Origin of the sequence: Trichocoleus sp. FACHB-90, assembly GCF_014695505.1 — a bacterium.
Taxonomy (GTDB): Bacteria; Cyanobacteriota; Cyanobacteriia; order Cyanobacteriales; family FACHB-T130; genus Funiculus; species Funiculus sociatus.
This window is the reverse complement of sequence record NZ_JACJOK010000069.1, coordinates 140,285-162,012: the sequence shown is the minus strand read 5'-3', so window position 1 is coordinate 162,012 and position 21,728 is coordinate 140,285. Positions and strand designations below refer to the sequence as shown.

The 21,728-nt window shown below is 44.0% G+C and carries 20 protein-coding genes; 10 read left to right on the top strand and 10 right to left on the bottom strand.

Annotation, left to right across the window (positions count from 1 at the left end; genetic code table 11):
- Nucleotides 1-54 precede the first annotated feature (54 nt).
- Entirely contained in the window at nucleotides 55-951 is an 897-nt protein-coding gene (locus H6F74_RS20205) for a Uma2 family endonuclease (protein WP_190443975.1), read from the top strand.
- 72 nt (nucleotides 952-1,023) lie between these two features.
- On the opposite strand, the gene H6F74_RS20200 is transcribed toward H6F74_RS20205, so the two are convergent.
- The 3 genes from H6F74_RS20200 to H6F74_RS20190 form a co-directional block, all read right to left on the bottom strand.
- Nucleotides 1,024-1,650 carry a GerMN domain-containing protein gene (locus H6F74_RS20200; RefSeq protein WP_190443974.1) on the bottom strand — a complete coding sequence of 209 codons (627 nt, stop codon included), beginning with the start codon at nucleotides 1,648-1,650 and terminating at the stop codon, nucleotides 1,024-1,026.
- 90 nt (nucleotides 1,651-1,740) lie between these two features.
- Nucleotides 1,741-2,553 carry a DUF2993 domain-containing protein gene (locus tag H6F74_RS20195; RefSeq protein WP_190443973.1) on the bottom strand — a complete coding sequence of 271 codons (813 nt, stop codon included), beginning with the start codon at nucleotides 2,551-2,553 and terminating at the stop codon, nucleotides 1,741-1,743.
- Between the two features lie 63 nt (nucleotides 2,554-2,616).
- Nucleotides 2,617-4,422: a proline--tRNA ligase gene (locus tag H6F74_RS20190; RefSeq protein WP_190443972.1), complete on the bottom strand. Its 1,806-nt coding sequence runs from the start codon at nucleotides 4,420-4,422 to the stop codon at nucleotides 2,617-2,619.
- Between the two features lie 81 nt (nucleotides 4,423-4,503).
- Here H6F74_RS20190 and H6F74_RS20185 point away from each other — a divergent pair, with 81 nt between their 5' ends.
- The 3 genes from H6F74_RS20185 (at nucleotide 4,504) to H6F74_RS20175 (ending at nucleotide 7,979) form a co-directional block, all read left to right on the top strand.
- Nucleotides 4,504-5,862 carry a 1-acyl-sn-glycerol-3-phosphate acyltransferase gene (locus tag H6F74_RS20185; RefSeq protein WP_242022225.1) on the top strand — a complete coding sequence of 453 codons (1,359 nt, stop codon included), beginning with the start codon at nucleotides 4,504-4,506 and terminating at the stop codon, nucleotides 5,860-5,862.
- A 555-nt stretch (nucleotides 5,863-6,417) separates the two neighbouring features.
- Nucleotides 6,418-7,194, top strand: a complete 777-nt coding sequence (locus H6F74_RS20180; RefSeq protein ID WP_190443971.1) for a Uma2 family endonuclease — start codon at nucleotides 6,418-6,420, stop codon at nucleotides 7,192-7,194.
- Nucleotides 7,195-7,499: 305 nt separating this feature from the next.
- Entirely contained in the window at nucleotides 7,500-7,979 is a 480-nt protein-coding gene (locus H6F74_RS20175; RefSeq protein ID WP_190443970.1) for an orange carotenoid protein N-terminal domain-containing protein, read from the top strand.
- A 273-nt stretch (nucleotides 7,980-8,252) separates the two neighbouring features.
- Here H6F74_RS20175 and H6F74_RS20170 read toward each other — a convergent pair whose 3' ends face one another.
- The 4 genes from H6F74_RS20170 to H6F74_RS20155 all read right to left on the bottom strand — a co-directional run bounded on the left by H6F74_RS20170 (nucleotide 8,253) and on the right by H6F74_RS20155 (nucleotide 12,841).
- On the bottom strand, nucleotides 8,253-8,927 hold the full coding sequence (locus H6F74_RS20170) for an acetoacetate decarboxylase family protein (protein WP_190443969.1): 675 nt from the start codon (nucleotides 8,925-8,927) through the stop codon (nucleotides 8,253-8,255).
- A 30-nt stretch (nucleotides 8,928-8,957) separates the two neighbouring features.
- Nucleotides 8,958-10,352 carry a DUF2079 domain-containing protein gene (locus tag H6F74_RS20165; protein ID WP_190443968.1) on the bottom strand — a complete coding sequence of 465 codons (1,395 nt, stop codon included), beginning with the start codon at nucleotides 10,350-10,352 and terminating at the stop codon, nucleotides 8,958-8,960.
- Between the two features lie 112 nt (nucleotides 10,353-10,464).
- A complete protein-coding gene (locus H6F74_RS20160) occupies nucleotides 10,465-11,742 on the bottom strand; it encodes a mannosyltransferase family protein (RefSeq protein ID WP_190443967.1) in 1,278 nt (425 codons plus the stop codon).
- Nucleotides 11,735-12,841 (bottom strand): SIS domain-containing protein, encoded by a 1,107-nt coding sequence (locus tag H6F74_RS20155; protein WP_190443966.1) that lies wholly within the window; start codon nucleotides 12,839-12,841, stop codon nucleotides 11,735-11,737. The genes H6F74_RS20160 and H6F74_RS20155 overlap by 8 nt, the downstream gene beginning before the upstream one ends.
- 232 nt (nucleotides 12,842-13,073) lie before the next feature.
- On the opposite strand from H6F74_RS20155, the gene dxr reads away from it, so the two are divergent.
- The 5 genes from dxr to H6F74_RS20130 all read left to right on the top strand — a co-directional run bounded on the left by dxr (nucleotide 13,074) and on the right by H6F74_RS20130 (nucleotide 16,849).
- Nucleotides 13,074-14,267, top strand: coding sequence for a 1-deoxy-D-xylulose-5-phosphate reductoisomerase (gene dxr / locus H6F74_RS20150; protein WP_190443965.1), 1,194 nt, complete (start codon nucleotides 13,074-13,076; stop codon nucleotides 14,265-14,267).
- Nucleotides 14,268-14,343: 76 nt separating this feature from the next.
- Complete coding sequence (locus H6F74_RS20145) at nucleotides 14,344-15,294, top strand: Rpn family recombination-promoting nuclease/putative transposase (protein ID WP_190443964.1); 951 nt, start codon at nucleotides 14,344-14,346, stop codon at nucleotides 15,292-15,294.
- A 72-nt stretch (nucleotides 15,295-15,366) separates the two neighbouring features.
- Nucleotides 15,367-15,627 carry a hypothetical protein gene (locus tag H6F74_RS20140; RefSeq protein ID WP_190443963.1) on the top strand — a complete coding sequence of 87 codons (261 nt, stop codon included), beginning with the start codon at nucleotides 15,367-15,369 and terminating at the stop codon, nucleotides 15,625-15,627.
- Between the two features lie 238 nt (nucleotides 15,628-15,865).
- Nucleotides 15,866-16,567, top strand: coding sequence for a tetratricopeptide repeat protein (locus H6F74_RS20135; protein WP_190443962.1), 702 nt, complete (start codon nucleotides 15,866-15,868; stop codon nucleotides 16,565-16,567).
- Nucleotides 16,568-16,630: 63 nt separating this feature from the next.
- Nucleotides 16,631-16,849, top strand: a complete 219-nt coding sequence (locus tag H6F74_RS20130; protein WP_190443961.1) for a hypothetical protein — start codon at nucleotides 16,631-16,633, stop codon at nucleotides 16,847-16,849.
- Between the two features lie 30 nt (nucleotides 16,850-16,879).
- Here H6F74_RS20130 and H6F74_RS20125 read toward each other — a convergent pair whose 3' ends face one another.
- The 3 genes from H6F74_RS20125 to H6F74_RS20115 all read right to left on the bottom strand — a co-directional run bounded on the left by H6F74_RS20125 (nucleotide 16,880) and on the right by H6F74_RS20115 (nucleotide 20,413).
- On the bottom strand, nucleotides 16,880-17,641 hold the full coding sequence (locus H6F74_RS20125) for a MinD/ParA family protein (protein WP_190443960.1): 762 nt from the start codon (nucleotides 17,639-17,641) through the stop codon (nucleotides 16,880-16,882).
- A 68-nt stretch (nucleotides 17,642-17,709) separates the two neighbouring features.
- Entirely contained in the window at nucleotides 17,710-18,039 is a 330-nt protein-coding gene (locus H6F74_RS20120) for an ArsR family transcriptional regulator (protein ID WP_190443959.1), read from the bottom strand.
- A 58-nt stretch (nucleotides 18,040-18,097) separates the two neighbouring features.
- Entirely contained in the window at nucleotides 18,098-20,413 is a 2,316-nt protein-coding gene (locus tag H6F74_RS20115; RefSeq protein WP_190443958.1) for a CHASE2 domain-containing protein, read from the bottom strand.
- 508 nt (nucleotides 20,414-20,921) lie between these two features.
- Between H6F74_RS20115 and H6F74_RS20110 the strand changes: the two genes are divergently transcribed.
- The gene (locus H6F74_RS20110) at nucleotides 20,922-21,719 is read left to right on the top strand and encodes a DUF928 domain-containing protein (RefSeq protein ID WP_190443957.1); all 798 of its coding nucleotides are present in this window, start codon (nucleotides 20,922-20,924) and stop codon (nucleotides 21,717-21,719) included.
- Nucleotides 21,720-21,728 lie beyond the last annotated feature (9 nt).

Here is a 21,728-nt window from a genome sequence, read left to right as displayed (position 1 = left end):
CTTGGCGTTGGGTAGTTCACTCTCTATAATTATTTAATTTGATGGCAGGTTGATATGATGCAACCCCAGACAACCCAAGAACAGGAATCCCAGAGGCAGGTGGTAGAGTGGGAACCGCCGATGCCACCTACAGATTTAATTTTTGATGATGGTGAACCCTTGGAAAGCAATCTCCACCGCATTGCTATGAATGTCCTGATTCGGTCAATGCTAATCCCATTGGCTGGCCGCAATGATTACTTTGCGGGGGGCAATATGTTCATTTACTACAGCAGCACTCAAGCTCGTAATCGAGACTTCCGGGGGCCGGATTTTTTTGTAGTGTTGAACGTGGATGGTAGAACCGACCGCCAAGGCTGGGTAGTATGGGAAGAAAATGGTCGCTATCCCGATGTAATTGTGGAGCTGATGTCACCCTCCACAGCGGCGGTAGACACGGGAGTTAAGAAGGATATTTACGAGCAGATTTTCCGTACCCCGGATTATTACGTATTTGACCCGTTCGATCCCAATTCCTTACGGGGGTGGCATTTGGATGTTAATCAACAGTATCAGCCCCTAACACCGAACGAGCAAGGATGGCTTTGGTGTCAGCGGTTAGGCTTGTGGTTGGGAACTTGGGAAGGAACGCTGGAGCGAATTACGGGGGTGTGGTTGCGCTTCTATGACCAAGCTGGTAATGTTGTCCCCTTACCAGAGGAGGCGGCGCAACAGCAAGGAATCGAGCAAGGTTTACAGCAAGGAATTGAGCAAGGTTTACAGCAAGGAATCGAGCAAGGTTTACAGCAAGGCGCTTTGCGACAGTTGTTGCGTTTACTCACCACTCGCTTTGGGGACGTTCCTACTGAAATCGAGCCAAGATTACAAATACTTAATTTGAATCAATTGGAAGATTTGGTAGAGGTAGCGCTGACGGTAGGATCTTTAGAGCAATTCTTCAATCAATTGTAGAATTATCCGCTGTTTGAGTCAGTTTTCTGTAGGGGCAGGGAAACTCCGCCCCTATGAATGGCAAAGCAAAAACTACAGTTTAAAATTTTCCTGAAAGGTTTGCCTTGTGAGTGGCTGATCTAGTTCTAAACCTTCACCGCCCAAAACGTCTAAAGGTTTTCCCTCTACATTCAGCCAAACCTTGGCATTGGGATTTTCACTGGTGGCTGTATAGAGAACCTGTGCCACGCGACCTGTCATTGAGGTACTGCCGCCGCCACTGGTAAACTCTTGAGATAGATCCACATAAACACCATCATCCCGAACCTTCAAACTTCTGAGCTTGGTTCCCTTGGGAATAGTGCTGCTGTAACCCGGATCGGTTGGCCCAGCCAGCAAACTATTGAAAGCCTCATTGAGAGGAGCTTGCGATTTGACTGCGGCTGCCGCTTTGACCTGAGTTGGCACCACCTCGATATTGTTGCCACTACTTTTGAGCCAATAGACTTCAACTGTCTTCTGGGCTGCCTGGGGCTTAGTCTGAGACGGCGTGGGCGACTCTTGGGCGATGGGAGTCGGAGAGGGAGCCGGAGAGGTTGTGGGAGACGTGTTTGGATTTACTGCCTGCGGCTCTTCTGGAGCGCACGCCGCAAAAACTAGCGCCGACATACCGAGTGCGATCGCGATCGCCATCCGGCGGACTGGTTGTTGAGCTTGCATATTAATTTCCCTCCTTAAAGATTTATTGGGATTTTTGTGAGGAGGTTTTGATGAGAAATACATTTGAAAGGGGCGCTGCTCCGGAAAAACCTAACGCACACTAGGTACAGCAGTTGGCGCTTTTACTTTCACAAATGCTGCTACCTCTAGCTGTTCCCTATCTACATCTAATTTTAGGATTCTAAGAGCGATCGCAGCATCATCCAAGGTACTGAGATCCAATCGGTCATTCACAGTGGACAGCAAAGCAGCAACTACTGGGGGTGGTACTGGCGTATTATTAACCGAAACCGACGGCTCAATTAACTGCAACTTAGTTTCTTCGGCAACACTCACCCCTGTCTCCACCGATACACTCAGTTTATCCGCTCCCTGTTCTTGTAATTCCAACTGCAAACGCACTCGGTTATTCCCCAGAAGTTCTATCTTGGGATTGACAAACTCATAGCGTTGAACTATAAGTTCAGCTGAACTGCCCAAAAGACGGCTTGCCAGTTTACTCAAACGCTTTGTTACAGTCGGTGAGAGTAAAGCTTTATTAATATCCTCCTGGGTGATAACTAAACGCAATCCCCCCTGTAAAGGTTGCTCTAGTAAAGTCGTCACTGGAGCCTTTCCCCGCTTTTGCAAACGCGCTACATCAATGTCAAGGGGATCGGTTTCTAGTTCCAAAGCTGCAATTCTGATTTCTGGTGTTAGCCAGAACCCCCGCCCTGCAACCCGCACTCGCTCGACTTTTCCTTGGACAATTTGATAGTTGGGGGCGTTGTCGATGCGGACTTGCAATTGCTCTACTTTATCAAATCGGGAGCGGATGGCGCTCTCTACTGTGCGATCGAGAACTAATCCAACAGGTGAGACGAGAGCTAGTATCCCAGACAAAAAGATGGCTATAAGTTCCATTAGTTAATATTAATTATTTACTTCTCATTCCCAGTTAGAGGCTGGGAATGAGTATTGATGTAGTTATGCAACAGCGGTAGAAATCCACTCTTTTAAGGTAGATACTACTTCCGAAAGGGAAATTTCCTGAGATTTGTGGGTGGCTCGTTCGACGATTTCCACTTTGCCATTATTGAGCGATCGCCCTGTAACCACTCTATAGGGTATCCCAATTAAATCGGCATCTTTAAACTTTACCCCAGCGCGTTCGTCGCGGTCATCTAATAATGTTTCAATTCCCGCTTCATTGAGTTGAGTGTAGAGTTGTTCAGCAGCTTCGACTTGTTTGGTGTCGCCTGTGTTGGGAATTGAAATGATGACTTGATAAGGCGCGATCGCTACAGGCCAGATAATCCCATCTTTATCATAAGATTGTTCTACCGCAGCCTGTGCCAGTCTCGACACGCCAACACCATAACAACCCATTACTAAAGGTACTTCTTCACCTTGTTCGTTGGTGTAAGTTGCTCCCATTGCTACAGAGTATTTGGTGCCTAGCTGGAAAATGTGACCGATTTCAATTCCTCTGGCAGTTTGGAGAGTTTGACTGGGATCGTGAATTGCGCGATCGCCTAATCTTGCCTTTCGCACATCCAATACCATTTCTGGTAGCTTAAATTGCTCACCCCAATTTGCCCCGACTCCGTGGTAGCCACTTTCATTAGAACCTGTGACGAAGTTCTTTAAATTAACAGCAGTTTTATCAACTAAGCGCACAAACTTAGGATGTATTTGCTTATCTCCAGTGATGTAGTCATCAGTAATATCAGGGGCAATATAACCCAAAGGTAGAGGTTTTGCCGCCCATTTTTGCTGCGCTTCTGCGTCTGGTACCGTCAAGGCGATGATAGTTTTCCCGCCATACTGTGGGGCTAACTTTGTCAGCTCATTTTGCAACTTGACTTCATTAACATCTTGATCTCCTCGGATACTTACCAGCACCAAAACTGTCATGCCATTGTCATAAACAGTTTGGTAGAGGACATTTTTTACAAGTTGGGTAGGATGACACTTTAAAAATTGGCACAGTTTATCGATAGTTTCTGTTCCCGGCGTCTCCCGTTTTTCGGAAGTTGTAAATGAGGATTCTTCCGCATCCGGTGGCAAAGAAACAGCCTTTTCCACATTGGCGGCGTACTGTCCATCTTCGGTGTAGAGAACTTCATCTTCACCCGCCTCAGCGAGTACCATAAATTCTTGGGAACCAGAGCCACCAATAGCGCCAGAATCAGCTTCTACCGCTCGGAAAGCTAAACCGCACCGTCGCAACATATTGCTGTAAGCTTGGTGCATATCCTGATAAGTTTTCTTCAGGCTTTCCTCATTGGTGTGGAACGAGTAGCCATCTTTCATGATGAATTCTCGCCCGCGCATCAAGCCAAAGCGGGGGCGAATTTCATCCCGGAATTTGGTTTGCAGTTGATAGAGGTGCAGTGGTAGCTGACGGTAGGAGCGAATCATATCACGAGCTACGCTAGTAATTACTTCCTCATGCGTCGGCCCTAATCCCAATTCTTGTTTGTGTCGGTCTGTGAGGGCGAACATGATATTCTCAGCTTGGGTGTAAGTATCCCAGCGCTCCGATTCTCGCCATAAATCTGCTGGTTGCAATTGTGGCAGCAGACACTCTTGAGCGCCTGTTGCATTCATCTCTTGGCGCACGATTTGGGAAACCTTTTGCAGCACTCGCCACATCAAGGGCAAATAGGCGTAAATACCGCTACCGATGCGACGAATATAGCCTGCACGGAGCAGTAATTTATGACTGGGGATTGTTGCTTCCGCTGGATCTTCCCGCAGCGTAACAAAAAGCATTTGTGACAGTCGCATCAGTGGTTGCCTCTACAGATGGGAAAATTATTATCTAAGCTAAGTCTAGGATGTCTAGTCGCAAGTTATAAGGATAGGACATTGCCAGATTTCATGATACAGGCTCAACCACCGCTAGAATTTATTCCGCCAGCTTTCAATCCTCTAGTTTTACGCTCCGTCCAGATGGTGCTACCGTTTTGGATGCGATCGCATACAGCAATTACTCAAATTCAAGCCGACAACGTGGAGGTTTTGGTCGATCTGTATCGCCAATTTCAGGACGGAAAAATCCGCTTCCTAATGGCATTTCGCCATCCCAACGCCGAAGATGCGCTGTGCATGGCTCACTTGATGTGGAAATTGGTGCCACGGGTAGCACAACAACAAGGCGTATCCTTGCAAAATCCCCTACATTTCCACTTTATCTATGACCGGGGAATTCCTCTATGGGCAGGCACACACATGGGCTGGATCTATTCTCGCTTAGGTGGCACCCCCATTCATAGAGGCAAAGCAGACTGGTTAGGGTTAAAGTCGGCGCGTGACTTGTTTGCTAATGCTCAGTTTCCGATGGCAGCTGCCCCAGAAGGTGCCACCAACGGTCACAATGAAATTATCAGTCCACTAGAACCAGGTATCTCTCAATTAGGTTTTTGGTGTGTTGAAGATTTGCTCAAAGCTGGACGCTCCGAGCAAGTTTTGATTGTGCCAGTGGGGATTAAATATCGTTACATTGAAGCTCCCTGGAAGTCTTTAGAAAAGCTTTTAAGTGAATTGGAAGCATCTAGCGGTTTACCCGCATATGCAGATGCTGAGCCTGATGTTTTAAATCCTCATTTTCTCTATAAACGCTTGTATCGTTTAGGGGAGCATTTACTCTCATTAATGGAGGATTTTTATACCAGATTTTATCATAAAACTTTGCCGAAGAATGAAGCCTTGGAAGCTCGACTTCAAGCTTTGATGGATGCGGCGCTACAAGTTGCAGAGCAATATTTTGACTTACCGCCCAAGGGAACTGTGATTGACCGCTGTCGTCGCCTAGAGCAGGCTGGTTGGAATCACATTTATCGAGAAGAATACAAGAATATAAAAGCGCTGTCTCCCCTAGAAAGGGCATTAGCCAATCGAATAGCTGACGAAGCAAACAGTCATATATGGCATATGCGCTTGGTAGAAACTTTTGTAGCAGTTACAGGCAAGTATGTTATAGAAAAACCAACCGTAGAGCGCTTTGTTGAGACAACTTTACTTTTATGGGATATGGTGACTCGCATCAAGAATAGTAATCCTTTTGAACGCCCTCGTCTTGGCAATCAACAAGTAGAGATGACTATCGGGCAACCAATATCTGTTTCAGAACGTTACGCAGTTTATCAAGAAAATCGTCACGGTGCCAAACTTGCTGTAACCCATTTGACTAAAGATTTGCAACACGCAATAGAGAGTTTAATTTAGTGAAATTCTAAGGAATTTGTAGCTTGCTTGGACGTATGTCTAACAAAAATTTCATAGCTTGTGTTTCTCCTTTAAACCTTCCCATCTAGCTTCATCTGCATCAAAATCAGGTGGAGCAGGCTAGGTTTTAGCAAACCAGTCTCTTAAAGCCTTGATTTTAGTTGGAACTTGTCTTTAAGGTGTCGTATCCAGTGGCTCGTTACTAAAGGAGTCAGTGCCATTTTCAGCTTACTCTAAGATGATAATTTCTACATTTCCCAGCTTTAGATTAATCGGTTTTGTAATAATCAAGTGACCCAATCATTCAATTTTTACCTTGAGTTTATAGGCTTGCATATGTGCTTCGGTGATGAAAGTAGTATCTATCATACATCTTAAGTGAGGGTAGGTAAGGAAGGAGGCGATCGCGCTCCAACTCCCTTCTTTCTCAAACTAAAATAAATTGGAGCATCATCAAAAATGCCCTATTACAAAATCATAACTTTGCTCGCCCGACAATCTACTTATCAAGTAATATGAAAGTATTAAAAACGGGTACTCAACAGTTAAAAAGCCATGTCAAACATTATTCTAGTTGAACATGACGTAACGCTGCCCCCAACCCAGGCAGAACTTCCCTATGATGATGGAATTCCGATGGAATCTCAACGGCATAAAGTCCAGATGGATTTGTTGATTGATACCCTACTACCTTGGCTGGGAGAACGCTCGGACGGTTATGTAGGCGGCAATATGTTTGTATACTTCAGTATGGAGCAGGTTCGCAACAAAGACTTTAGAGGCCCAGACTTTTTTGCTGTGTTGGGAGTACCAAAAAGAGAACGTTTAAGTTGGGTGGTTTGGGAAGAAGGAAAAGCCCCAGATGTGGTAATTGAGTTGCTCTCAGACAGCACCGCCCAGCTAGATAAAAATGAGAAAAAACTGATTTATCAAAATCAGTTGCGCGTATCAGAGTATTTTTGGTTTGACCCTTTTAACCCCGATGATTGGGCTGGTTTCTTTCTCCAGCAAGGAGTTTATCAACCTCTGTCTTTAAATGCTCAGAACCAATTAATAAGCCAATCGTTGGGTTTAGCGTTGCAGCGTTGGCAAGGTAACTACAAAGGAATTGATGCTACCTGGTTGCGCTGGGCAACTTTGGAGGGAGAATTGCTACCAACTCCGGAAGAACAAGAACGCCTGCGGGCAGACTCGGAACGTCTACGGGCAGAGCAAGCAGAGTCTCAGTTGCAGCAGACGGTACGCAACTTACTGGCAGAAGGGATGGGTGTAGAACAAGTAGGTCGGTTAACTGGTTTGTCTGTAGCCCAAGTAGAGGAACTGAGCAGTTAAACGCTGTAAATTAGCAGATATTACCTTACCTTACTTGTTTAAATTCTAAGAGCGATCGCCTTCTGAGATTTTTTTAAAGTGTTGCGCGATCGCTTACTTTTTCATATCTTCCTTTGGTTATAAATTTATAAGTTATCTACCCTCTCGTTGATGGATTTGTCTTGGGGATCGTAATCTATCTTCAGCGGGGTTAAACCATCATCGATTTTTAGTTAATTTTCTTTAAGAAAGCGAAAAGTAGTTTTCAAAGTAGTTTTCTGAGTAACTGCGGAAACTAAGCAATTATTGATTTTTTGGAGGGCATTATGACATTCACCACTACGGGTAGCTACGACAAAGGTAAAGAAGCTCTTAAGGGCTTGAATGTAGACGATCAGCTAGGATTGCTGTGGTTTGTTTACACCAAGATGGGTAAATCAATCACACCAGCGGCTCCAGGGGCTTCTGGCTCTGAAATTGCAGAGGGATTGTTCAATCAAGTTAAAGAACTTTCCCATGAAGAACAGCTGCAAGTTCAGCGTGATATCGCCACAAATGCTAATACTCAGATTAGCCGTGAATACGGCTCTTTGAGTCCTGAAACTAAGCTGGCTTTCTGGTACTTTTTAGCGCAAGGAATGGACAACGGTACTATCATTCCTATGCCTCCTAATTATGAACTTCCCCAAGAAGGAAAAGACTTGTTAGCGCAAATTGAAGGCATGGATTTTCAGCAGCAAATTGATTTCTTACGTGGTGCTGTATTACCTATGGGTGCTGAGGCTGCGCCAGGATCTGATATCTAGAAAGATTAGTAAATATCGGGCTGATTCCTCTCAATCATCCTCCGCTAATTGGGGAAGCAATTAGCGGTTTTTTTGATTTTTGCGATCGCCCTTTAAGGTGGCTCTAGACAAACAAAGTTAACAAAATAGTAGGTTAGCCACACGAAAAGCGTATTTTCCTACGCCCTTGCGAGTGGTGTTTGAGGTAACGCAACAAATGCAATATAAGCATTTGTTGCGTTTTGCTATTTCGGTCAACCCAAATACAATTGTTATAAATTGGTGTTCTAGTGCTTACCGATAGCTAAACTCAGCTTCTCTTGCTGTGTGTCCCACTACTTCCGGCGCATCTACAACTATACGCATTTGGTCGCAGTAAACTGTTACCAAAGGCTGACCTAAGCCTAACTGGGAGAAAGGACTAATTGCAGGTACTTCCAATTTGCCACTAACTGCCTTTAGCTGAGACTCTAATCCAGTTTTGAAAAATAGCACATTGGAGTCTAGGGTACTGAAGGCAGATCCGGCTAAGGGTTGTCGCCACCAGGTAGAAAGGGGTAATGGCGTGTTTGTGTAGCTGAGGCTGCACAACTGCTTATCGCCTTGACGGACTGTGACTAAAGAATTGTCGCCTTTTTGCCAGGTAAATTCAGCTATTTCTTTGGGTAGTCCCCAAATTTCTCGTCCACCAGCAACAGAATCAGAATTGTCTACATAAATATGGGAAACCCAACCGCCAAATTTGCCTTGATAGCTGACGATACCAGGGACAACAATTAACTCGCTGTACTCTAATACTGAACCTGTGCCGTAATAGGATAAGTAAACTCCGCCTAGGGTTTTTCCTGGGAATACAGAGACGATTTCAAACTCTGGGGGGATGAAAGGACGCGCTTTGGGAATATCTACCAAATGCAAGGTTTGTAATGCGTAACCTTGAAGCGTCCAAGGTGCCTGGGGATATGTCATTTGAAACTCCTAAAATCCTATTTAATTTTATTAAGACTTTTTTCTAAACAAATAAACATCATCACGTTGATAGGTTAATTGAAATTGCGGTGCATTTCTGAGTTGATTGACAAAGTTGGCAGCAAATTCTCGATTACCAGATCCGCCGGGATAACGCACATTCAGCAAGACATACTCAAAGGCTGAGAGATCGGCGGGTGGGGGATTAAAATCGTCAACGAACTGGATCAGGCGGCGGTGGGTTAAATGGGGGACAATTCTGTGGGTAGTTAAGACACCATCAGAAGTTTGAATTTGCGCGATCGCTTCCCGCGTTGCTTGCCAATTATCTAGCGAAATCTGATATTTTGACCAAAAATACCCATACTTTGCTAATGCTAAGAAAGCCACTAGCGACCAGAGAATTATCGCCTTTCTATTTTTCAACCAACTGCGATTAGCAGCAAGACTAGAAATTACAGCCAGCAGCAGAAAAGGCAAAATTGGCAAAGAATACTGATGAATTAAATCCCGTTGATGCGGTTTGTCGGAAAGAATGTTTAACATGAAAGCAGGAATACCACTCACCAAAGGAGTTAAATGCTGCGGTAAAAGGCCCCAAATTAACGGCAAAATTAAAAGTATTAAATAGTTTATAGTATTAATTGAGAATATTCTTCCTAACACTAACTCTGGCTTAAATACTAAATTTCTCGCAATGTCCAAAACTGAATTGCCGAGATAACTGTAACGTTCCACTGCTGCGGCTTCGCTGCTGCTGAAGAACGGAATAACCACCTGAGTTACAATGAGGAACCAGGCAACACCAGCACACAGGGCAAAAGCACCATAGAAACGCTTCTTCTCAAACACCAGCAGCCAGAAACCCATCGCCGCTACAGTTAGAGATAAGACAGCTTTACATCCCAAAATAAAAATAATACTTAAACAAAACCACCCAATTTTACTTTCCCTAGCACACCATACCGCTGCTAAAAAGACGGGAACAGCCATAACTTCCGGGTGAAATTCAAATAAATTAACATTAAAAATTAGCGGGTAGAGTAAGTACGCCGCTGCCATTGCTACGCATTGGGATTGTTTTAACCCCGCCTGATGTGCAAGGTGCCACATCGGTAATGCACCCAAAGATAAGGCAACAGCTTGCACTATCAGTAACCAGTGAACATTTGGGGAAATTTTGTAAAATAAAGCCAGCGGATAAACTGCCCAAGCTGCATGGTTTCCCATATGATGAAAGCCAAGAATAGAAGAAATTGGCGGCTTTCGTTGACTGATTAAATAAACTACTTGATCGTAAATTCCCAGGTCAAAAGCCCCCGATTGAAACATTGCGTGTCTAAAGCTGCTACACGCAAATAAAATTAAGATACTTATGCCGATTGTTAGCGCAACAGCACCAGGCTTTAACAGTTTTTCTTTCATAATATGTTTGAAACGCTTCAGGCACAGGGTAAATCTCTCTTGATCCCTTATATTATTAGAGGAAATTTCCACCAATTGCTTTGATAGATTAATTGCTGAATTAATCGAATCTTCACCCTGCCCAAAGGTGTTGGGCAAATCTAATAGATAAACTGGCAAGAAAGATGGTGAAAAAGCCGATTGTAGGGTATCCCCAACGCGGATAACGGGAAAGTAATAAACCAAGAGCGATCGCTAGTGATACAATTCCATAAGCAATCCGACCAATTGACCAAGTACCTCCAGAGTTCAAAATTAATCCTAAGCCACAAAAACCATAAATTACTGTTACCAAACTCAACTGCTTGCGTAAGTGCCATAACAAGTAGCCGCCGCCTACTAAAGCGACCGTATTAATCAACGGATCGCCTGCCACGAGCCATAAAATTAACCATAACAAACAAAAACCATATCTAACTTTAACCTCACCTAATTTTTTCTGAAATCGCCACCACAAAAAGCCACTACCGACAATAATTAAAAATAGCAGTGGATGCAAAGGGTCTACAATTGAGCCGTGTTTCCAGTTTGCTGTTCCCACGGAAATTTGCATCAGCATTTTCCCCCAACCTTGCCAATCAAACCCCACGGTTGGTCGCCATCCCCGCTGTGCATTGACAAATGCTAAGGGGTCTGCAAAACGAATCCAGCAATACAAACTAAACAGCAGCAAACCGACTGCGGTAGCTAAACTGGAAACGTAGGCAATCAGGGGTCTGCGTTGTCTCCACGCTACTATCAAAAAAGCAGGGATAAGTGCTATCCCAGTGGGTCGAGTTGCAGTTGCTAATGCACCACACAAAGCTAACCAAAAATACTGTTTTTTATCAAATGCTCTCAAAGCGGCTGTACTTAATAAAAGAAACAGCCCTTCTGTATAAATTACCGTTCCAAATAGAGAAAACGGACACCAAGCCAGTACAGCACTTGACCACCTTGCAGCATTTTTTCCATGATTTTCTTCTACCCAAAGGTAAACAATCATTATTGCGCCCAAAAAAGCAAAATTGTTTACTAATGTTCCTGCTACTTCAAACGGTAAGCCAAAGAGCATTATTCCACGAACAATTAAAGGGAATAGGGGAAAAAAGGCAACATTATGCCCTTTCCCATCATTGATATATTCGTAGCCAGTAGTAGCGATCGCGCGATAATGTACACTATCCCAATAATCGAAAACTCCCCAGCCAAAGGTAGGCGCAACCCCACCTGGTGGAGCCGGAAGCAACGGAGCAATTAACATCATTGCTATCAAAATCACGAGTCTGCTAATTAGCCACATTCCCGCTGCAAAGATGAAACCATTGTTTAAAAAAACTTTTTTTCTATCGACTGTTTCAGATTCATTCATGAGTTATAGCCTTAGTTAAATTCCTGGGGCGGTCAACATCGACTCCCCGATGCACTCCGAGATAGTAAGCCAAAAGTTGCAGGGGAATAACTGTTAGAAAAGGAGAGAGTAATTCGTCTACTTCAGGTACAGACAACACATCATCAAATATCTCAGACTTGATGGATGTTACCCCAATTAGGCGAACACCACAAGCCTTTGCTTTCTGAGCATTTGCAAGGACTTTTTTGTAAACGACACCAGGCATAGCGATCGCTACTACAGCAACTTTAGAATCTAGGATGGCAATTGGCCCGTGCAAAAATTCTCCACTATGATAACCTTCGGCGTGAATATAGCTAGTTTCTTTCAGCTTCAATGCTCCCTCTAAAGCAATGGGAAAGTTAATACCTCGTCCTAATAAAATCCAATTTTGTGTTTCCTTTAAATCTTGTGCTAATTTTTCAATATCGTCTTTTTGGGTTTGCAAAACTATGTCTATTTTGGCAGGAATTTGTCGTAATTGTGCCATGATTTGATGTAATTGTTCCACCGATAAAATTTGGCGGTAGTGAGCCAAATCAAGCGCTAAACAGTAAAACGCTATCAACTGAGCTACAACCGTTTTTGTGGCAGCGATCGCTACTTCAATTCCTGCCTGCGTATGGATAGTATGGTCTACCAGTTTCTCTAAAGAACTTCCTGTTTTATTGGTAATTCCTAAAAGTCGCTGCTTCACCCTACGATTTTTTTCTATTTCCAACGCAGCGAGTGTATCTGCGGTTTCTCCAGACTGGGTAACGCCAATGATAAGTGTGTTAGCAGTTGGGGGCGGTGGTGCATCTCGAAATTCCGCAGCATCATGTACTATAGTGGGAACTTTTGCCACTTGTTCAAACAAGTATTTACCTACTAAGCTGGCATACAAACTACTACCACAAGCAATAATTTGAATTTGGTTTATATCAAGGTAAAACTTAGAGGAAACGCCTAAATTTATGATTTGTTCACCTAATGCTGGTATTCGCTGATTAGTAAAAGCATCTAAACAAGCTTGTACCACGGCTGACTGCTCGTGGATTTCCTTAAGCGTGTAATCTTCAATTTTATTTTCTTTCATCAGTATCTCCGTTAAATTAATTTCGGCTACTCTTAAAGTTGAAAAACATAATTATCATCTTTTGTCAATTGCCCGTCGAGGTTAAAAATTGAGTATAAATTATTGTTGTTAGGTTGAAAAGTTAGAACCTGACAAGGTTTTAACTTTTCAATCCGGCAACGTTTCAATGACCAACGACTAAGACAGCCCAAACAATCGTATAGTGTAAAGTACAGCGAATTATTAAATAAATATGAAAGCGATCGCTCTCCTTGGCTCTACCGGATCAATTGGAACTCAGACGCTAGATATCGTGGCTCAGTACCCTGACCAGTTTCGGATTGTAGGGTTAGCAGCTGGACGCAACGTAGAAATGCTTGCCGCACAAATACGACAGTTTCGCCCAAGCATAGCAGCCATCTGCGAAGAAGAGAAATTGTCACAATTGAAAGAGGCGATAAAAGACCTCGACCCCCAGCCCGTCCTACTTGCGGGCCAAGCCGGGGTAATTGAAGTTGCCCGTTACAACGATGCCCAAATCGTAGTCACTGGTATTGTCGGCTGTGCAGGTCTATTGCCAACCATCGCCGCAATTGAAGCTGGAAAAGACATTGCTCTGGCGAATAAGGAAACTCTAATTGCTGGGGGGCCAGTTGTGCTGCCTTTGGTGGAGAAATATGGCGTTAAGTTGCTGCCAGCTGACTCAGAACATTCTGCCATCTTTCAATGCCTTCAAGGGGTTAAAATGGGCGGCTTGCGGCGAATTTTGCTCACGGCTTCAGGAGGTGCTTTCCGGGATTTGCCTGTAGAAAAATTAGCAACAGTTAAAGTTGCAGATGCCCTAAAGCATCCTAATTGGTCAATGGGTAAAAAAATTACTATAGACTCCGCCACGTTGATGAATAAAGGGCTAGAAGTAATTGAGGCTCATTTCCTATTTGGCATGGATTACGACCATATCGATATTGTCATTCATCCCCAAAGTATTATTCACTCATTAATTGAGTTGCAAGATACTTCAGTTTTAGCTCAGTTGGGTTGGCCTGATATGCGTTTACCGCTGCTTTATGCGTTGTCATGGCCGGAACGAATTCATACAGATTGGCAACAGTTAGATTTAGTAAAAGCTGGAAATTTAACCTTCAAAGAACCAGATCATCAAAAGTATCCCTGTATGCAACTTGCCTATACAGCGGGAAGAGCTGGTGGTTCAATGCCTGCTGTTTTGAATGCGGCAAATGAACAGGCTGTAGCGCTATTTTTGGAAGAAAAAATTGAATTTTTGGATATTCCGCGTTGTATTGAATATGTATGCGATCGCCATCAATCCGACAATCGACCAAATCCTTCTCTTGATGACATTGTAGCAGCCGATGAATGGGCAAGGCAGGAAGTTTTAGCGGCAAGAGAGAAGATTGGACGCGATCGCCTTCTCTTCCTTAGCTAAGATAAATTCATCATTGATATAGCCAAAACCGCAGCGATCGCTAAAATAAATAGACTATAGCTGTGGACGCGATCGTATGGCCAAGAATCAACCCGATGAATACGATAGTCATTGGAAAGAAGTCATCGAAACCTATTTTCAAGACTTCATGGCATTCTTTTTTCCACAAGCTCATGCTGAGATTAACTGGTCGAGAAATTATGAATCTCTTGACAACGAACTACAGCAAATTGTGCGGGATGCTGAGATTGGAATGCGGCGAGTCGATAAACTGATAAAAGTATGGTTACAAAACGGCGAGGAAGCTTGGGTATTAGTTCATATCGAAGTCCAAAGCAAATCTCAGTCAAGCTTTGCCAAGCGTATGTACACCTACAACTACCGCATTTTTGACAGGTATGAGAGACAAGTAGCAAGTCTCGCAGTATTGGCAGATGACGAACAGAATTGGCGACCCAATAGTTACAGTTACACCCTCTTTGGTTGTCGAGCAAGTTTAGAGTTTCCGATAGTGAAACTCTTAGATTATGACGCACGATGGAGCGAACTAGAGCAGAGTAGCAACCCATTTTCTATAGTAGTCATGGCCCATTTGAAAGCGAAAGCAACGCGCCGCGATAAATTTAGTCGGTTACAGTGGAAATTGAGGCTGGTCAGAGGCTTGTATGAACGCGGCTATGAACGCCAAGATATACTAGAGTTATTTCGCTTCATTGACTGGGTGATGCAATTACCAGAGGACTTAGAGGATACTTTTGACGAAGAAATCAGTCGTTATCAGGAGGAACAGCAAATGCCATATATTACCAGTATTGAGCGGAGAGCAATGGCAAGGGGGGAACTACAAGGGCGACTGGAAACTGCGCGAGAGGCTGTTATCGAAGTTTTAGAAACTCGTTTTGAAGTCGTTCCTCAATCTATCGTAGAGGTGATTAATGACATTGAGGATTTGTCTGTGCTAAAGGCACTCCATAGACAAGCGATAACTATTGCTTCTATGTCAGGGTTTCAGGAATTTGTTAACTGAGTAATCCGATTAATAGAAGAATTGGAAGATAATATTCAAGAAAAAATAAGTCGTTATCAGGAGGAGCAGCAAATGCCATATATTACAAGTATTGAGCCGAGAGCAATGGCAAGGTGGGAACTACAAGGGCGATTGGAAAGTGCGAGAGAGAATGTTATCGAAGTTTTAGAAGCTCGTTTTGAAGTCGTTCCTCAATCTATCGTAGAGGTGATTAATGACATTGATGACTTGTCTGTGCTAAAAAGTTTCTTTAGGAAAGGGATAACTATTACTTCTCTGTCAGAATTTTGGGATTTTATCAACAGTATTAGGTCTGAATCTGAGCAATTATAAATTCACGCTTTAAGTTGTTATAATAGCGATTTTTACCTAAATTAAGAGGGATTTATAAAAGAAAAAATATAGAGTGCCACGATTCAAGAGTAGCCTCAAGGCGATCGCATTCATCATCCACAGGCAATATAGGAAGTTTTGGCATGAAGTAAAGTATTAGAAAAGGTAAAACCTGCGGAAAAATTCCATAACATCTTGTATATATAAGTTGATACTTTTATTTCTGTCAGCAAAAATTATGAATCACATTCATAGAGCGATCGCTATCTTGGGAATCATTACCTCCATTGGTGGACTGTCTCCTGCTGTCTATGCTCAACCACCCCAAACGCTCACACAAGAAAGAAGCGCTGATGACTTCAACGAACAAGGATTAGAAAAGTACCACAACGGAGACTACCAGGGAGCAATACAAGATTACGATCGGGCAATTCGTCTCAATCCCAACTTTGCGGGAGCTTATGTAAATCGAGGCAATGCCCGCGATGACATGGGAGATATACAAGGAGCGATCGCAGATTATAACCAAGCGATTCGTGTCAATCCCAAGGATGATACAGCCTACTACAACCGAGGAATCTCTCGCATCAGAGCGAGAAACTATCAAGAAGCGATCGCAGACTTCGACCAAGCAATTCGTCTTAATCCTGAGTTTGCCGAAGCTTATGGCAACCGGGGAAATATTCGCGCCGCTCTTGGAGATAAGCAGGGAGCGATCGCTGATTATAACCAGGTGCTACAAATTAATCCCAATGATGCCCTAGCATACTATAACCGGGCAACTGCCAAAGCTCAATTAGGAAACCCACAGGACGCGATCGCAGATTTTCAGAAAGCCGCCGACCTCGGCAAACAACAAGGCAATCAAAGGTTATATCAAGATGCACTGGATAAAATCAAAGATTTGCAACAATCAGTAGCCGAACGCCAAACAGTTTGATCTCGATTTGGTGAGATGCCCTGCGAAAACTTTCTCTTCAGCAATAAATACTCTTGATTCGCTATGCCAGTAGACTTAATCATTTTCATCGCCGCAATTATAGTTTCCTGGCTAATCTTCACCTTGCTGGTTAAAGTTGTGAAGGCAAGTATCAGCACTGCCATTCTTGTTGCGGCAATTGTTCTTGTTTTACAACTATTTTTTGGCATTGGCCCTCAAGACCTTTGGCAACAAGTGACTCAACTTCCTCAAACCCTCTGGCAATTAGTTACAGGCAACTAATAATAGCTAATTCCAATTAGCTATTAGCCATCAAGCCATAATCATTTTGGCAACATTTTCCATAACCTTGCTTAACGGATGATCTGGAAAACGCAAGCAGAACAAATCGCTACTTGCCATTTGGATCATCTCTTCCGAAAGCGGCAAAATACCTGCTACCGGTGCGTTATATGTCTTCTCGACCTGTTGCTTTAAAGCATCAAAATCCAAAATAGGTAGAGCCTTATTCACCATAAGCAACATCTTAGGAACCTGCAACTTTCGGGCAACTTCCACTGTCACAGCAGTACCCTGAAAATCTTGGCGATCTGGACGCAAAATCAAAACCAAAATATCAGAAATAGTGATAGAAAGCAGAGTTTCTTCATTAAGCCCTGGATGGGTATCAATGAATAAGTAGTCTAAATCTAGAGCGTCGATTACTTCTTGAAACCCATCATTGAGCAGACCAAAATCGAATCCCTCGCGCAGCACTCTGGTAATATCTCCAGCTTTTATGCTGGAAGGAATCAGGTAAATGCTGCTGTTTTTATTACCCGTTTTTTTCAAAACCGAGGTGACATCATAAGCAGCTTCTTCAATTAAACAGCGCCCCCACAAATAATCATTGAGAGAGTGTTTTATCTTACCCTCATCGAAACCGAAAAGCACATGAATTCCGGGGGATTGGATATCCGTATCAACGATGCCAACGCGATGCCCAAAGCGAGCAACTATCGCAGCTAGGTTAGCAGTCGAGTTCGATTTTCCGGTGCCACCCCGAAATGAGTGGATGGACACGATTTTTGACATGATTTACCTCAATTAACTCATAACTCAAGACGTGATGATAAATCGCGTCTCTACAAACTCCTAACTCATCACTCTTCCCCTGGTGCCTTCTCGTCTAAACTTTGCCAGATATCTGTAGACAACTTGCTGCGCCGTTTAGAGGTAAGGCGAGGTCGGTAGTAGCGATCGCTTCCCTGTTCCACTTCTTGCACAAATCCTTGTGCTATCAGGGTGTCTAGCTGTGCGCGGGCAATATCTTCACCCGCGCCAGTATGAGCCACCACTTCCGCTAAGGATACGCTTTTGTGACGCATCATCCAATTGACGAGTTTCCGCTCTTGGTCGGGTAAACTCATCGCATCGACCATACTCAGACTAATATCTGTCTCTTGTTCCCCAGATGTCGTTTCCTTAGTCATAGTCTTCCTTCCTTGACTTTAAGCCAATTAATGTTGAAAGCGATCGCTCCTATCCCCATCACTTAGATTCATCCTCTGTCTTCTGTCGCTTGTTCGCCCTTTGCTGCAACTGCTGGAAGTAGTCTTCTTCAGCGGTTTGGGCGTCTTGGCTTACCTGTGAATCCTTTTCGATCTCAGTTACGCCTTCAGTTTCTCTGTTTGCGTCCAAATTCTTCAGTTGCACTCTTTGCTGCAACTGCTGGAAGTAGTCTGCTTCAGCGGTTTGGGCGTCTTGGCTTACCTGTGAATCCTCTTCGATCTCAGTTACGCCTTCAGTTTCTCTGTTTGCGTCCAAATTCTTCAGTTGCACTCTTTGCTGCAACTGCTGGAAGTAGTCTTCTTCAGCAGTTTGGGCGTTTTGACTTACCTGGGTATCTTCTTCGATCTCGATTGCCGCTTCAGGCCCGTCTGCATCCCAATTCTTCAGCTTCGCCTTTTGCTGCAACTGCTCAAAATAATCAATTTCTTCAGTTATTACAACTTGGGGTGAAACTGTCGCTTCTGATGTCTGTGGATTTGATTCAATTTCGACATCCCTGTGCCGATGTTTCCGACTTTTCACCTTTCGCTGCAACTGCTGCAAGTAGTCGTCGGTTTCTTCGGTTATTACAGGTACAGAGGCGGAAACTGTCACTTCTGATGACTGTGTATTTGATTCAATTTCGACATCCCTGTGCCGATTTTCCGCCTTTTGCTGCAACTGCTGCAAGTAGTTGTTGCTTTCATCAATTATTACAACTTGGGGTGAAACTGTTGCTTCTGATGTCAGTGGATTTGCTTCAATCTCGACATCGGTGTGCCGAGGGCGCAAATTTTTCCCCTGTTGCTGCAACTGCTGCAAGTAATCGTCGTTTTTTTCAGTTGTTTCAATGGCTTCGGATGCAGGCTGAGCTTTTGCCTTAGATGAGGTGCCGCCTCGACTTCTGAAATTTTTTGCCTTTTCCTGCAACTCCACAAAATAGTCAGTTTCTGTAATTTCAGCTACCTGGCGCTCTTTCTTTTCTTCATCAATCTCAATATCGATTTTCAAGAAACCTTTGACGCTTTTATAGATTGCCTTGGCGTAGCCTCTTTCTACGAGCAAAACACCGCCAGCTGTCGCCACCAGTGCCAATGCTGGCGGTATCAGGGGTATCCACCCAGCTTGGAGAAATAAAACGTAGCAAGTTCCATACAAAACGACTATTGCTACGCCTCCAGCGATACCAAGCAGCCAGGGACGGCGAATGCGCCATGCTAAAATGCCTCCCGCCAGCGACCAACCCCAAATCCAGAAAAGTTCGCCCCACTCATTCCAGTACCAAAATAGGGGTCGTTTATCCAGCACTGCGCTGAGGATTTGACTGACAACTTGAGCGTGAATGGTCACTCCGGGCATTTTCTGGGTGCCTTCCTGACCAGCACTGTAAGGCGTGTTAAAGTCGTCATTTACGCTGGTTGCTGTGTAGCCAACCAGCACAACTTTATCTTTTACTAAAGCCGGATCGACTTTACCCTTGAGTACATCTGTGAGCGTTACTTTGTTGGCTGGCTCATTTGCAGAGCGATAATTAATTAGCATCTGCACACCTTCCATATCGGCGTTCCGATATCCGCCAGCATTTTTGTCGGGGCTTTTGAATACAGTTGAGGCGATTTTCAGGTTTCCATCGGGTGTAGGTTCTGCCTCAATTCCCTCAGCTTGCAGGTAAATTAGTGCTAGAGACATATCCAAAGATGTCAGTTGCTCTTCGGGATCGCTGCATAGGTGGGCATTCTCTAGGGGAACTTTCGGGGCTGGGGGACTTGCAACTAAGAGACTGCGGCGCACCCATCCATCCGGCTCTTTGACGAAATCAGCAAATCCAACTTGCTCTGGTGGGATGCTTGGTGGTGGCGGAAATCCTGCTTGTTTACCGTCACTCAGTTGGCAGATAGTTATAATGCGATCGCTTCCCTTCAACACCTTCAATAAGTCTGCATTTCCCTCTTTGACGGGAACATCCCGAATAATATCTATACCGATGGCTCGCGGTTCATACTCGTCTAGTTTCTGCAAAACTCTAGCAATTGTCGCATCAGACAAAGGCCATCCCTTCTCCGCTTGGATGTCTCCCTCGGTGATTTCCACCAGCAACACGCGCTTATCTGGCCCTTCATCAGGACGCAGACGAATTAGCTGGTCAAACGCACCAAGCTCCTGTCCCTGGAGCATCCCCAGCGCTCTTGCTCCTACTACCAAGCCGGTAATTACAACGCTGGTGAGAACTACCTGTCCGCCAAAGTTTAATGCTGTTGTGCCTGCGTTGGTGTTTGATAACAGGGAGCGAATTTTTGAGTTGAGCCGAGAAATCATATAATTGCCACCTCCTCTCTAGGGGCTAGAGTGTCAATTGTCGCTCAATCTGTCGCCTTTGCAGATAAACTCAAAATTAAGATTTTTTCTGCCCCAATGTATTTGGCAAAGCTGATTGATGAGCTTCTGCGTCGCTCTTAAATTTTATTTCTCCAACCTTACAAAACTTAATGAAGTTTTGGACAAATAAATGGATAAGTCAATTAAATTTTCAATGAAGCAGAAGAAAAAAGGCTGACATGAGAGATAATTTATAGCAGTTATAGCATTGAAATATTCCCAATAGGCTAAAAGTAAAAAAATCAACTTAAAAACCAGACAAGAGCGATCGCATCTTTAAATTTTCTATCTTATTTCCCAGGAAAGTAGAGAAACATTGTTGAAGATAAAAGAGTCTCTGTTTACAAATTACAATGTCCTGGTTAAGCTTGTCCCTACAGACTGCAAAGCGTATGCTTTGAAGAGGTGCTGCTTGCTGGGTTAAAGTGCTACAACTTGAAAAAAATATATGTTGAACAAATCTTCTGTACATTTCACAACACTTTCCTTAGCCTTGTCTGTGGGACTAACGCTGTACGCCAGCATTCCAGCCACAGCAGACTCGCCACAAACACCGATACGGCAAACAACCCCCAACCGTGCGCGCTCAGGTCGCCTGAGATTTAGATTGCCAAAAGTCGGCGCACCCCGTACTAGAGAACCGGGAGCATCGCGTGGTAGCTCAAACTGTAGCAATCAAGGAAAGTCTGTAATGGCATTATTGCCAGATACTAATGTGGGATTGACTGTAGCAGAGCGTCCGACCTTATTTGTTGCTATTCCTTCTAGTAGCGCCGAACAAGCCGAGTTTACGTTGCATGACGAGGAAAACCAGCAGGAGGCACTATACAAAACAAAAATTCCCATTCCTAGCACTGCTGGTATTGTTAGCATCAGCCTTCCCTCAGACGCTGATTCTCCACAGCTGGAAGTTGGTAAAAAATATCGTTGGTCGTTTTCAGTTATTTGTGACGCTGAGGATAGGGCAGCAGATATTTTTGTAGAAGGGTGGGTGCAACGAATTGAACCAAGTGCCACCTTAGTTAAGGATTTAGAGAAAGCAACAGAACGCGATCGCCCAGTTTTGTACGCTGAGGCTGGACTTTGGCTCGACACGATCGCATCTCTAGCTAATTTACGCAACGCTTCTCCTAACGATTCCAGCTTAGTAACAGATTGGGAAGACTTATTAAAAGCCGTTAATCTCGGCACAGTTGCCAAGGAACCTTTAATTAAGTTAGAAACTAGCACAAGTTCCACGCCCTAGTCATTGAAA

Coding starts and splice junctions, on each gene's coding strand:
- H6F74_RS20205 (WP_190443975.1), top strand. CDS start 55: ATGATGCAACCCCAGACAACCCAAGAACAGGAATCCCAGAGGCAGGTG.
- H6F74_RS20200 (WP_190443974.1), bottom strand. CDS start 1,650: ATGCAAGCTCAACAACCAGTCCGCCGGATGGCGATCGCGATCGCACTC.
- H6F74_RS20195 (WP_190443973.1), bottom strand. CDS start 2,553: ATGGAACTTATAGCCATCTTTTTGTCTGGGATACTAGCTCTCGTCTCA.
- H6F74_RS20190 (WP_190443972.1), bottom strand. CDS start 4,422: ATGCGACTGTCACAAATGCTTTTTGTTACGCTGCGGGAAGATCCAGCG.
- H6F74_RS20180 (WP_190443971.1), top strand. CDS start 6,418: ATGTCAAACATTATTCTAGTTGAACATGACGTAACGCTGCCCCCAACC.
- H6F74_RS20175 (WP_190443970.1), top strand. CDS start 7,500: ATGACATTCACCACTACGGGTAGCTACGACAAAGGTAAAGAAGCTCTT.
- H6F74_RS20170 (WP_190443969.1), bottom strand. CDS start 8,927: ATGACATATCCCCAGGCACCTTGGACGCTTCAAGGTTACGCATTACAA.
- H6F74_RS20165 (WP_190443968.1), bottom strand. CDS start 10,352: ATGAAAGAAAAACTGTTAAAGCCTGGTGCTGTTGCGCTAACAATCGGC.
- H6F74_RS20160 (WP_190443967.1), bottom strand. CDS start 11,742: ATGAATGAATCTGAAACAGTCGATAGAAAAAAAGTTTTTTTAAACAAT.
- H6F74_RS20155 (WP_190443966.1), bottom strand. CDS start 12,841: ATGAAAGAAAATAAAATTGAAGATTACACGCTTAAGGAAATCCACGAG.
- dxr (WP_190443965.1), top strand. CDS start 13,074: ATGAAAGCGATCGCTCTCCTTGGCTCTACCGGATCAATTGGAACTCAG.
- H6F74_RS20145 (WP_190443964.1), top strand. CDS start 14,344: ATGGCCAAGAATCAACCCGATGAATACGATAGTCATTGGAAAGAAGTC.
- H6F74_RS20140 (WP_190443963.1), top strand. CDS start 15,367: ATGCCATATATTACAAGTATTGAGCCGAGAGCAATGGCAAGGTGGGAA.
- H6F74_RS20135 (WP_190443962.1), top strand. CDS start 15,866: ATGAATCACATTCATAGAGCGATCGCTATCTTGGGAATCATTACCTCC.
- H6F74_RS20130 (WP_190443961.1), top strand. CDS start 16,631: ATGCCAGTAGACTTAATCATTTTCATCGCCGCAATTATAGTTTCCTGG.
- H6F74_RS20125 (WP_190443960.1), bottom strand. CDS start 17,641: ATGTCAAAAATCGTGTCCATCCACTCATTTCGGGGTGGCACCGGAAAA.
- H6F74_RS20120 (WP_190443959.1), bottom strand. CDS start 18,039: ATGACTAAGGAAACGACATCTGGGGAACAAGAGACAGATATTAGTCTG.
- H6F74_RS20115 (WP_190443958.1), bottom strand. CDS start 20,413: ATGATTTCTCGGCTCAACTCAAAAATTCGCTCCCTGTTATCAAACACC.
- H6F74_RS20110 (WP_190443957.1), top strand. CDS start 20,922: ATGTTGAACAAATCTTCTGTACATTTCACAACACTTTCCTTAGCCTTG.